Source organism: Stenotrophomonas sp. CASM101 (assembly GCF_049384845.1).
In the GTDB taxonomy this organism is placed as follows: domain Bacteria; phylum Pseudomonadota; class Gammaproteobacteria; order Xanthomonadales; family Xanthomonadaceae; genus Stenotrophomonas; species Stenotrophomonas hibiscicola.
Window position 1 is genome coordinate 161435 of the sequence record NZ_JBMRFR010000003.1, and the last position, 12191, is coordinate 173625.

Consider the following 12191-nt stretch of genomic DNA (forward strand, 5'->3'; position numbering starts at 1 on the left):
TGGCCCGGGAGCGTTTTGCCCGCCGAACGCCCACGCGCTCACTTATTGCGCTGCACCCCTGCCAGGAGAGAACCCCGATGTTGCCCGCCCGCCACCACCGCCCCCCCTGTCGTTCGATCGCTCCGCTGTCGCTGGCCATCGCCGGCGTGCTGCTGTCGGTCGCCGTTCCTGCCTTCGCCCAGGAGAGCAAGGACAAGGCCACCGACCTGGCCCGCATCGAGGTCACCGGCTCCAACATCCGCCGCACCGACGTTGAAACCGCCTCGCCGGTGCAGGTGATCAGCAAGCAGGACATCCAGAACATGGGTGCGCGCACGCTGCTGCAGGTGCTCGACAACCTGCCGGCCGCCCGCCCGGCGCAGCAGGACGCGCGTTCGCTGTTCACCGGTTCCGACGGTGCTTCGCAGGCCAACCTGCGTGGCTTGGGCGCGCAGGGCACGCTGGTGCTGCTGAATGGTCGCCGCCTGTCGTACTACGGTGCCCCGGCCGGCTTCCAGACCCAGTTCGTCAACATCGATGCGATTCCGGCCGCGGCCATCGAGCGCATGGAAGTGCTGACCGACGGCGCGTCGGCCGTGTACGGTACCGACGCGGTGGCCGGCGTGATCAACGTGATCACCAAGCGCAACTTCCAGGGTGCCGAGATCAGCTTCACCAACGACACCTCCTCGCGCATCGATTCCTACGGTGAGCGGCAGGCCAGCATCACCGCCGGCTTCGGTGACCTGGCCGAGAACCGCTTCAACATCTACGGTGCGGTCAACATGTACCGCCGCGACGCGATTCCGCTGAGCGATTTCTACGACAAGCGGCCCGACCAGTACTACGTCAACAATCCGAACTACCTCAACAACCTGCGCCTGGGCGTGGGCAGCAAGCCGGGTGAATTCAATCCGGGCACTTACTTCGCCTTCGATCCGGTCACCGGCCGCCGCGTGCAGGAAGCCGCGCCGGGCTGCAGGAACGTGCTGACCAGTGAAGCGGCCGGTCCGCGTTGCGTCTGGGAAACCTGGATGAACAACGAGATCGATGCCGGCGCCAAGTCCGAGCGCAATACCGCCTACCTCAACGGCACTTTCCTGGTGGGTGACAGCACCGAGATCTTCGCCGAGGCGACCTACACCGACATCGACCTGCGCGCCAACGGCGGCACGCCGCGCACCTACGGCACCACCACCGGCAACCCGACCAGCTGGTTCTCGCGCAATACCGGCAACACCGTCAACCAGTTCCTGTACCCGTTCCTGGGCCCCAACAACGAATACAACCATGCCAGTCCGCAGTTGAAGGCGATGATGGGCGGGGTGGTCGGCCTGAACTACCTGCTGCAGGATGCCGGCCCGAACTATTTCGGCCAGCGCAATACCGACAAGAGCTACCGCGTGCTGGCCGGTGCGCGTGGCAACCGCGGTGACTGGAACTGGGAGACCGCCTTCGCCAGCGCCGGTACCCACACCACCACCTACCAGACGATCAACGTCAACACCAAGGGCTTCGAGAAGGCGTTCGGGCCGTACACGATCGATCCGGGTACCGGTCGGGTGATCATCTCCGACCACCCGGCGTACAAGTTCGGCGAGATCAGCGAAGCCAACGCCGCGTTGATCCGTGAAGCGTTCCCGACCTTCGACATCCAGTCGTGGACCCGCCTGCATACCCTGGACGGCAAGATCGAAGGACCGCTGTTCCAGCTGCCGGCGGGCGAGATGCGCGCCGCGTTCGGCTTCAACGCCAGCCGCGAGACCTTCTACACCCCGGGCAATGCCGATGCGGCCAATGGCCTGATCACCCAGCAGGGCGGCTCGTGGTTCGACGGCAAGCGCAACACCTACGCGCTGTTCGCCGAGACCGTGGCGCCGATCACCGACAAGCTGGAACTGGATGCGGCGGTGCGCGTGGACAAGTACCCGAACTTCAGTGCCAACGTGGCGCCGAAGATCGGCTTCAAGTACCAGGCGTTCGACCAGCTGATGCTGCGCGGCACCTATTCCACCGGCTTCCGCGCACCGAGCCTGGCCGAGTCCGGCAACGGCGGCGTGTTCGCGCAGCTGGGTGGCTTCCGTGACGAGCTGCGCTGCAACGAGACCAACGCCATCGCCAACCTGCTGCTGAAGTCGCAGCGGCCGGGTGACGTCGACCTCGGAAAGAACCTGCTGAACGTCGACTGCAGCCGCACCGTGGCGCGCATGACCCAGCCGAACAAGGACCTGAAGCCGGAAAAGGCCAAGATCGCCACCCTCGGCTTCGTATACGAGCCAGCAACCTGGCTGTCGGTGTCGGCCGACTACTGGTTCATCTACCGTGACAATGAAATCGTCGCGCCGGACTACCGCCGCATGGAAGACATCATCTCGATGTCGCGCTCGCCGATCACCGACAGCGACCGTGCCAATCTTGCCCAGTTGGCGGCGATGTGCGCCGACCCGGCCAGCGGCGTGAGCTGCCCGGCCACCCTGCCGGGCTACTCCGCCGGCAACGTGGCCAGCGTGGTCGGCCAGTACAAGAACCGCGGCAAGACGCTGATCGACGGATTCGACATCGACGCGCGCAGCCGCTTCTCGCTGGGCGACTGGGGCAACCTGAACATCGGCCTGGCCGCCACCATCGCCAACCGCAACCGCTTCTACATGGACGCGGAGAACGGCTGGTACTACGGCGACGTGGTGGGCTACTACAACAACCCGCGCCTGCGTGCCACGCTCAATGCAGACTGGACCTACAAGCAGGTCACCACCAGCATGTTCGTCAACTACGTGGGCGGCACCAAGTGGGCCACCGACCAGATCGACGAAGAGAGCAACAACAAGGAAACCTGCACCGGCGGCTACCTGGCCCTGCAGAAGAGCAAGTGCGATGGTGCACCGTCGTGGTGGACCGCCAACATGAGCGTCACCTGGCGCCCGGATGACGCGTGGAACCTGAGCTTCACCGTCAAGAACCTGTTCAACCGCCTGCCGTTCTACGATCCGAACAGCTTCCTGGGTGACTCCAGTGACTACGCCACCATCTTCGGTCGTGGTTACAGTGTGACCATCGGCTACCGATTCAAGTAATTCCGTTTGCGTTACCCGGCGGGCCGGCTACGGCCGGCTCGCTGCCAAGAGGAGAGATGTCTGCCATGAAGCGTAGGGAATTCATCGCGGCCAGTGCCGCTGTCGCCGCCAGCAGCCTGCTGCCGCAGACCCCGGCATGGGCACGCGGGCGCAAGGTGCGCCTGGCCATGATCGGCACCGGGATGCGTGGGCTGGTGCTGCTGAAGGAGCTGGTGCGCCGCGACGATGTCGAGGTGGTCGCGTTGTGCGACATCGAGCCGATCATGCTCGGCCGCGCCATGGACATGGTGGCCAAGGCCGGCAAGCCGGCCCCGAAGACCTACGGCCAGGATCGCGACACCAATGCCTGGAAGCGCCTGTTGGATCAGAAGGGCATCGATGGCGTGATCATCGCCACGCCGTGGGAGTACCACGCGCCGATGGCGATTGCCGCGATGCAGGCCGGCGTGGCCGTGGGCTGCGAAGTAGTGGCCGGCATCACCCTGCAGGACCACTGGGACGTGTTGAAGACCCAGCTGAGCACCGGTACCCCGTACATGCTGCTGGAGAACGTCTGCTACCGCCGCGACGTGATGGCGGCGTTGCAGATGGTGCGCCAGGGCCTGTTCGGCGAGCTGGTGCATCTGCAGGCCGGCTACCAGCACGACCTGCGCGGCGTGAAGTTCAATTCCGGCGACCCCAACCAGCCCTACGACAGCGGCGTGGAGTTCGGGCCCAAGGGCTGGAGCGAAGCCCGCTGGCGCACCGAGCATTCGGTGGAGCGCAACGGCGAGCTGTACCCCAGCCACGGCATCGGCCCGTGCGCGATGTACACCGGCATCAACCGTGGCAACCGCTTCACCCACATCAATGCCTTCGCGACCAAGGCACGCGGCCTGCACGAATACACCGTGGCCAAGAGTGGCGGCACCACCCACCCCAGCACCAAGGTGAAGTTCAAGCTCGGCGACATCGTGACCACCACGCTGGCCTGCGAGAACGGCGAGACCATCCTGCTGCAGCACGACACCTCGCTGCCGCGCCCGTACTCGATGGGCTTCCGCGTGCAGGGCACCAAGGGTCTGTGGATGGACGTGAACCATTCGATCCACATCGAAGGCCGCAGCCCGCCGCACCAGTGGGAAGAGTTCAAGAAGTACCAGGACGAGTACGAGCACCCGCTGTGGAAGCAGAACGCCGACACCGCCGCCAGCGCCGGCCACGGTGGCATGGACTGGTTCGTCATCCATGCATTTGTTGAAGCACTGAAGGCCAAGGCACCGATGCCGATCGACATCTACGATGCGGTGACCTGGAGTGCGATCACGCCGCTGAGCGAGCAGTCGATCGCCAACGGTTTCCAGACGCTGGAGTTCCCGGACTTCACTGCAGGTGCGTGGAAGACGCGCAAGCCGATCTTCGCATTTGACGGCAAGTACTGAGGTTTATCCCTTCCATGCTGTGACGGAAACGCCGGGCCATGCCCGGCGTTTCTGTTTCTGGGGGCATTCGCCTTGTAGAGCCGAGCCCACGCTCGGCTGCTTGTGCGGTCGGCCGCTCGCTTTATCAGAAAACTCTGAAATCTGACCCACTCCACAGTTTCTGACTTGAATGTGTAAACCACATCGGAGATAACGTCCTCCATGCGGTCAGGCCGCATTCCGGACCAGGGACGATCCGAAGCATGACGTGGCCAGGCATTAGCCCCATGTTCTCGTTCCCGCCGGAGCTGTGTTCGTCCAGGAAGGAGAACAGGGATGTTGAAGCGATTGAAGGATCTGTCGAGCGCAGTGCTGGCGATGGCCGCGCTGGGATGCATGGGCACCTCTGCGGTTCAGGCGCAGGAGGTGAAGAAGCAGTGGTTCGCGTTCGCGTCCGGCAACCAGCCCCGCGCGACGGAGAAGCTGGTACAAAAGGACATTGAAACCCGCTTTGCCGCCCATCAGGCCTATGGCCCCTTCAGCTGGGAGATGCGGGGGACCACTACCCTGACCGACAAGATCATCTATGACTACGCGATCAAGCCCGCGAAGCTGATCAAGACCGATTGGACATACCGCTTCGACAGCCAGGCGCATGGCTCCGAGGAGGCGCTGTTCGAGGCGCTCAGGCTGACGGTGCCCAAGGAGCCCGCCTGCCCGGCGCCGCAGGTTTCGATGACGCAGGCATGGACGGGGATCCCTGGCGGTGGCGCAGGTGCCGGCGCCGATGGCAGCAATGTGGGTGAGCGGGGCGTGGCCACCGTTTCCTACCACTCCTTCAACGCAGGCAGTGCAACCTGCGAGCCGATGACAGCGCCACGTCCTGTCCAGCGGACACGCGAAGTGAAGTGCCCCAATACCAGCAGCACCATCATGAAGTGGCGTGAAGATCTTCAGATGTGCGGCATGCCCCCGGCGCTTGAGACGGGGACGGCGGCGATGACCCGTCGATATTACAGCCCGATGATCGCGCAACAGTGTGATGCACCTGGAAATCCATGCGACCCGACAACTGGCGACAAGACCCAGCCCGAACCCGATTTCGATCTGGGCTGGATCAGATTCCGCCGTCACTACCACTCGTTGACCAGCACGCCTGGAGCCGCCTTGGGCACGGGTTGGACGCACTCGCACAACCTGCGGTTGACGGTCGGTGTGGACAGCACCACGTTCCCACCGGGCACCGAGGTGAAGGTCGGTCGGATCGGTCAGGACGGCACGCACCTCGCTTTCCCCAAGCGCGGCGCCTACTACGAAGCCAATGACGGCAGCGGCGAGCGGGTAACGCAGCAAGGTTCCAACTGGCTGCTCTCACGCGCCGGGGAGCGCATCCTGTTCAGTTCCACCGGTCTGATGCAGCGTCGCGATTTCGAGGACGGAACGTCGCTGACCTATGCACACGACAGCCGTGGCCGCCTGCTCAGCATCACCCATTCCACCGGGCGGCGTCTGGATATTCAGTATCTCCTGCCAGGTGACGACTCGCTGATCTCCGCTGTGATGGTCGCCGGCCAGCCTGTGGTGAACTACGCCTATTCACCGGCCGGCGAACTGATCCGTGCGACCTACGCAGACGGCGCCAGTCGTACGTACCACTATGAGGACGCCCGCTTCCCGGGTTACCTGACTGGCATTACCGCCGAAGACAACCAGCGCTACAGCTGGTACGGCTATGACGCGCAAGGGCGGGTCACCTGCAGCCGCCATTCCGGTGACTGCAGCCAAGCCGACGTGGGCATCGATGGCGTGCGCCTGGAGTACACCCCGGCAGGCACCACCATCGTCACCGACGCGCTGGGCAAGCAGAGTACGTACGCATTGACCGCCAGCGGTACCAGCGGCCTTCCGCGCAAGGTCAATGGCATCACCGAAAGCAACGGCAGCATCACTCGCGCCTATCTGCCCGAGGGCACCGATTTCCGGCGTCGGCTGCAGTCGGTGACCGATCGCCGTGGTGTCGTCACCAGCTACGTCTATGCCGAGGCCAGCGATGCTGCCGTAGGCGCCGTTAGCGTGACCACCACCACCGAAGCGGCCGGTACTCCGGATCAGCGCGTCAGCGAAACGCGCGTGGCCATGGACAGCAATCGGCTGGTGCAGCAGACCGTCGGTAACCGTGAGATCCGCATCGCACGCAATGCACGCCTCCAGCCGACCACCATCACCGTACGCGACAGGGTGACCGGTGATACCCGCATCACCACGCAGACCTACTGTGAGGCCGAAGGGCCGGAGTGCCCGCTGGTGGGACTGCTGCGTAGCGTGGATGGCCCACGCAGTGATGTGGCGGATGTCTCCACCTATGCCTACTACACCGCGGACGACGCGGGATGCGCGACCAGTGGTGCCTGCAGTTATCGCAAGGGCGACCTGCGCAGCGTGACCAATGCGCTGGGCCAGACGGTCGAGACCTTGGCCTACGACGCGTTCGGGCGGCCGTTGTCGGTCAAGGATGCCAACGGCGTGGTCACCGATTACACCTACCATGCGCGCGGCTGGCCGACCTCGGTCACCGTGCGCGGTGCCACCACAGCCGAGGACCGGGTGACCCAGATCAGCTACTGGCCGACCGGCCAGGTGCAACAGGTCACCGAGCCTGACGGCAGCAGCGTTACCTATGTCTACGACGCCGCCCAGCGGCTTACGGACATCGCGGACAGTGCGGGTAACACCATTCACTTTGCGCTGGACAACGCCGGCAACCGCCTCAAGGAAGACACGCTGGATGCAGGCGGCACCCTGCGCCGTACCCTGGCGCGGACGTTCAACACGCTTGGCCAGCTGACCGCGCTGAAGGATGCGGGCAACCACGCCACCGGCTTTGCCTACGATGCCAACGGCAACCCGCAGACGATCACCGACGCACTGCAGCGCGTGACCAGCCAGCAGTACGACCCGCTCAACCGCCTGGCGCAGACCCTGCAGGACGTCGGCGGCGTCGCGGCGGAGATCCGCAGTCAGTACAACGCGCTGGACCAGGTCACCCAGATCACCGACCCGAAAGGCCTGCATACGACCTATGCCTACAACGGGTTCGGTGACCTGACCGGGCAGGTCAGCCCGGACAGTGGCGTCAGCAGCTTTGCCGTGGACGCCGCCGGCAACCGCAAGACCGCCACCGATGCGCGTGGCGTCACCGCCACCTATCACTACGATGCACTCAACCGCCTGATCGGCATCGCCTACCCGGACCCCAATCTGGATGTGGGCTACGGCTATGACGTGGCGCCAGCAGCCTGCGCCGCAGACGAGCGCTTCGCCAAGGGGCGTCTGGGGCAGGTGCTGCACGCCAATGGCAGCACCCAGTACTGCCATGACCGTTTCGGCCAGGTCACCCGCAAGGTGCAGACCGTCAATGGTGTGGCCACCACCCTGCGCTATGCCTACAGCAAGTCGGGTCGCTTGACCGCGTTGACCTACCCCGACGGCAGCGTGGCCGACTACGTGCGCGATACCCAGGGCCGCATCAGCCAGATCGGCCTCACCCGCCCCGGCCAGGCGCGCCAGATCGTGGTGAACAACGTGACCTATGCGGCCTTCGGCCCGGCCACCGGCTGGGCCTATGGCAATGGGCGGCAGCTGCAGCGTCCGCTGGACTTGGACTATCGCCCGCAGGCGGTGCACGACCCGGCTGCGGGCGGTCTGTCGCTGGGCTACGGCTACGACCCGGTCGGTTCGATCACCGAGCTGAAGAACGGTGCAGGTCCGACGGTGCTGGCCAAGTACGCCTACGACACGCTGGGCCGCCTGACCCAGACCCAAGACGGCGCGACCGGCACGCCGATTGAAACCTATGCCTACGACGCCACCGGCAATCGCACCGCGCTGACCACCTCGGCAGGCACCGCCAGCTACACCTACCCCGCAACCAGCCATCGCCTGACTGCGGTGGATGGCGAAGCGCGCACCCATGACGCAGCGGGCAATACCACCAGCATCGGCAGCAAGACCTTCACCTACAGCGATGCCAACCGCATGAACGCGGTGAAGCAGGGCGATGCCGTGCTGGAAAGCTACGGTTACAACCATCGCGGCGAGCGCGTGCTGCGTACTCCAGCCGGTGGCGCAGCTCAGATCACGCTGTACGATGAGGCCGGGCAGTGGCTGGGCAACTACTCGGCCACGGGGCAGGCGCAACAGCAGGCCATCTGGCTGGACAATTATCCGGTGGCGCTGATCAATGTGCCGGCTACCGGCGTGCCGGAGCTGGCCTACTTGCAGCCGGATCATCTGGGTACGCCGCGCGTGGTGATCGATCCGGTGCGTGATGTGGCGATCTGGGAGTGGAGCAACAAGAGCGAAGTGTTCGGCAACCAGATCCCAAGTGCCGATCTAGATGGCGATGGTGTGGCATTCGAGCTGGCACTGCGCTTCCCAGGCCAGCAGGCGACGGATGCGAGCGGGCTGTTCTACAACTATCAGCGGGAATACGACCCGGCTGTGGGGCGGTATTCGCAGAGTGATCCGATTGGGCTCAGGGGTGGGTACTCACTGTACTCTTATGTCGATGGTGATCCACTGTCCAACGAGGACTCCATGGGCCTGAAAGGCGGAAGGCCGCCAAGTCTTGCGCGACAGGGTGGCGGTAACTCCGCTCAAAGGAGAGTTGCTGCGCGTGCCCAACGTCAGGCAATCGAGTCAAACTCACATACGAATCCAATTTACTCGCGCGGACTTTCGCCCGAGGAAGTGGGGTCGTTGGAGAATGCTGCGAGCCTCATAAGTGAGCATGACTATACTCAGTATTGTGCGGCTGAGGTCTGTAGAAATGATCAAAATCAGTGCACAAGTGGTGACGTCATGAGGGGGGCTTTCCATCGAATCCAACCGTTGCGCAGGTCCATTCAAGAGGATGTCAGTGCCTAACTCCATATTATTCTAATCCCTCGCATCCTCTACTATCTAATCCCGAGGCGGATCCTCTTGATCTGATTGATCTGGTTCGAGACTCCATAATAAACTGGCGGTCGCGGAGGTAAGTAAATGATTTTGCGAGCATTTGGAATTCTGGTGGGGCTTGCTACGATAGCATTTGGCCTGGCTGTAATTGGCGGCGCATTGGTTGGGACTGGGCCTTGTCGAGTGAACTGTGATCTATATATGTCGATTATTCGACTGGTGGGGCAGGCGCATTACAATAAAATAATTGGGGTGGTGTGGGTCATCGGCGGCGCCATGTTTATTGTTGCTTCGATGCTGATTGGCAAGAAGAAAAGTCCGCTTCGCCGAGGCGGAAGGAAGGCGCGGTTGTAAGGAATTCCAGCAGGCTGGAAGCCGCTTTGTTCAGCATGAATGAACCCGCAACCAGCCACCGGTTGACCGCCGTGGACGGCGAAGCGCGCAACCATGACGTGGTGGGCAACACCACCAGCATAGGCAGCAAGACGTTCATCTACAACGACGCCAATCGCATGAACGCGGTGAAGCAAGGTGATGCCGTGCTGGAAAGCTACGGTTACAACCATCGCGGTGAGCGCGTGCTGCGTACCCCGGCCAGTGGCGCGGCTCAGATCACCCTGTATGACGAAGCAGCGCAGTGGCTGGGCAATTACTCGGCCACGGGCCAGGCGCAACAGCAGGCCATCTGGCTGGACAACTACCCGGTGGCGTTGATCAACATGCCGGCCACCGGCGTGCCGGAACTGGCCTACGTGCAGCCGGATCACCTGGGCACACCGCGCGTGGTGATTGATCCGGTGCGGAATGTTGCAATCTGGGAGTGGAGCAACAAGAGCGAGGTATTCGGCAACCAGATTCCGAGCACCGACCCGGATGGTGATGGAGTGGCGTTCGAGCTGGCACTGCGCTTCCCCGGCCAGCAGGCGACGGATTCGAGTGGGTTGTTCTACAACTACCAGCGCGAGTACGACCCGGCGGTGGGGCGGTATTCGCAGAGTGATCCAATTGGGTTGGATGGGGGAATCTCAACCTTCAGTTACGCGGATCTCACTCCACAGGCTAAAGCGGACCCGCTCGGATTGGCGACATGGACTGGAACCATGACGTTTGCGGGCACTGGCGTAGGGATTGTAGGTGGTGTGGGTGGTGCAAGACTGACCCTTACGTCCGAATGTCTCAATGGCCGTCAGGCGTCCGTCGAACTCGGCTTTGCTGGGGTTGGCGTCGGCACTGGATCTCCCATCTCCGTCACCGTCTCTAATGTCACTCTCACTGGAGGCAACCTGATGTATGTCGATCCAAGCGAATTGCTCGGAGCTTCTTCCATTCTTTCGTTGGGAGCAGCGGCCGGTGGGGGGGGCTCTCTGTCAACCCTGAGGATTGGCGATGTATCTTCATTTGGAATTGGGGGGCAGGGGGGTTGGGATGCCTCGGCGAGCTACCTGATTGGGCGAAGCAGATTCATGGGGGATGGAGTTACCTGGAGCGACTGCGAATGTCATTAGAATCAGTTTTTGAAGCCCTTTGCATGCTCGCTATCGCAACGTTGTTGATAGCTTTCGTTTCGCGAATTTTTCTGGTTTGGGAGTTAAGGAGAAATTCCCCTGAACTGTGGGACACCCTTGGCAGACCTGCGATCCTGGAGCGAGATCATTTCTTAACCAAGTATCCGATCTGCGGATGGAAGCGGGTTCATAACGGCGCATCAGGAGTGCGCAAGTTGTTCCTCTTGGTGTTCTGGTTCTCGTTCCTTGTGTATCTCATATCGCTGATTCCCCTGATCGTGATCTGGATTATGCGCTGATCCTCTTCCGTTGGTCTGAAGCCATTGCGCGATGCTCTGTCCCGCGGGCCAATTGCGATTGCGACACGCTGGGCCGCCTGACCCAGACCCAGGACGGCGCGACTGGCACGCCGATCGAAACCTACGCGTATGACGCCACCGGTAATCGCGCTTCGCTGACCACTTCGGCGGGCACTGCCAGCTACACCTATCCCGCAACCAGCCATCGCCTTGCCGCCGTGGATGGCGAAGCGCGCAACCATGATGCAGCGGGCAACACCACCAGCATCGGCAGCAAGACGTTCACCTACAATGATGCCAACCGCATGAACGCGGTGAAGCAGGGCGATGCTGTACTGGAGAGCTACGCCTACAACCATCGCGGCGAGCGCGTGCTGCGGACCCCTGCCGGTGGTGCGGCTCAGATCACCCTGTATGACGAGGCGGGGCAATGGCTGGGCAACTACTCGGCCACGGGCCAGGCGCAGTTGCAGGCCATCTGGTTGGACAACTATCCGGTGGCGCTGATCAATGTGCCGAGTACCGGTGTTCCGCAGCTGGCCTACGTGCAGCCGGATCATCTGAGTACGCCGCGCGTGGTGATCGATCCGATGCGCGATGCGGCGATCTGGGAGTGGAACAACAAGAGCGAGGTGTTCGGCAACCAGATTCCGAACGCTGATCCGGATGGGGATGGTGGGGCGTTCGAGCTGGCGCTACGATTCCCGGGCCAGCAGGCCACGGATGCGAGTGGGTTGTTCTACAACTATCAGCGGGAGTATGACCCGGCAGCGGGGCGCTATTCGCAGAGTGATCCGATGGGATTCGACGGGGGGGTATCTACCTTCTCCTATGTATCAGCTGATCCAGTGCAGGCGGTTGATCCGCTCGGACTGCTGGCCAATTGCACTTGCGTGGACGGTGGAGTTCATATCGACATCCCTATTCGCTTCAGTGGTGAGGGAGCTACTACTGAGACTTTGAGAAAAATGATAA

Annotated in this window: 4 protein-coding genes and 2 pseudogenes; all 6 read left to right on the forward strand. The window is 62.8% G+C overall.

What is annotated here, in order from left to right:
* Positions 1 to 77: 77 nt before the first annotated feature.
* Positions 78 to 3053, forward strand: coding sequence for a TonB-dependent receptor (locus VG543_RS07015; RefSeq protein WP_423178317.1), 2976 nt, complete (start codon positions 78 to 80; stop codon positions 3051 to 3053).
* A gap of 65 nt (positions 3054 to 3118) precedes the next feature.
* Positions 3119 to 4474 (forward strand): Gfo/Idh/MocA family protein, encoded by a 1356-nt coding sequence (locus VG543_RS07020; protein WP_180832730.1) that lies wholly within the window; start codon positions 3119 to 3121, stop codon positions 4472 to 4474.
* A gap of 315 nt (positions 4475 to 4789) precedes the next feature.
* Complete coding sequence (locus tag VG543_RS07025; RefSeq protein ID WP_423178315.1) at positions 4790 to 9379, forward strand: RHS repeat-associated core domain-containing protein; 4590 nt, start codon at positions 4790 to 4792, stop codon at positions 9377 to 9379.
* A 117-nt stretch (positions 9380 to 9496) separates the two neighbouring features.
* Positions 9497 to 9766, forward strand: a complete 270-nt coding sequence (locus tag VG543_RS07030; RefSeq protein WP_423178314.1) for a hypothetical protein — start codon at positions 9497 to 9499, stop codon at positions 9764 to 9766.
* Between the two features lie 38 nt (positions 9767 to 9804).
* Positions 9805 to 10497, forward strand: a pseudogene (locus VG543_RS07035) (RHS repeat-associated core domain-containing protein); the annotation flags it as partial.
* A gap of 781 nt (positions 10498 to 11278) precedes the next feature.
* Positions 11279 to 12091 (forward strand): annotated as a pseudogene (locus VG543_RS07040) (RHS repeat-associated core domain-containing protein); the annotation flags it as partial.
* Positions 12092 to 12191: the final 100 nt, after the last annotated feature.

Coding starts and splice junctions, on each gene's coding strand:
- VG543_RS07015 (WP_423178317.1), top strand. CDS start 78: ATGTTGCCCGCCCGCCACCACCGCCCCCCCTGTCGTTCGATCGCTCCG.
- VG543_RS07030 (WP_423178314.1), top strand. CDS start 9,497: ATGATTTTGCGAGCATTTGGAATTCTGGTGGGGCTTGCTACGATAGCA.
- VG543_RS07025 (WP_423178315.1), top strand. CDS start 4,790: ATGTTGAAGCGATTGAAGGATCTGTCGAGCGCAGTGCTGGCGATGGCC.
- VG543_RS07020 (WP_180832730.1), top strand. CDS start 3,119: ATGAAGCGTAGGGAATTCATCGCGGCCAGTGCCGCTGTCGCCGCCAGC.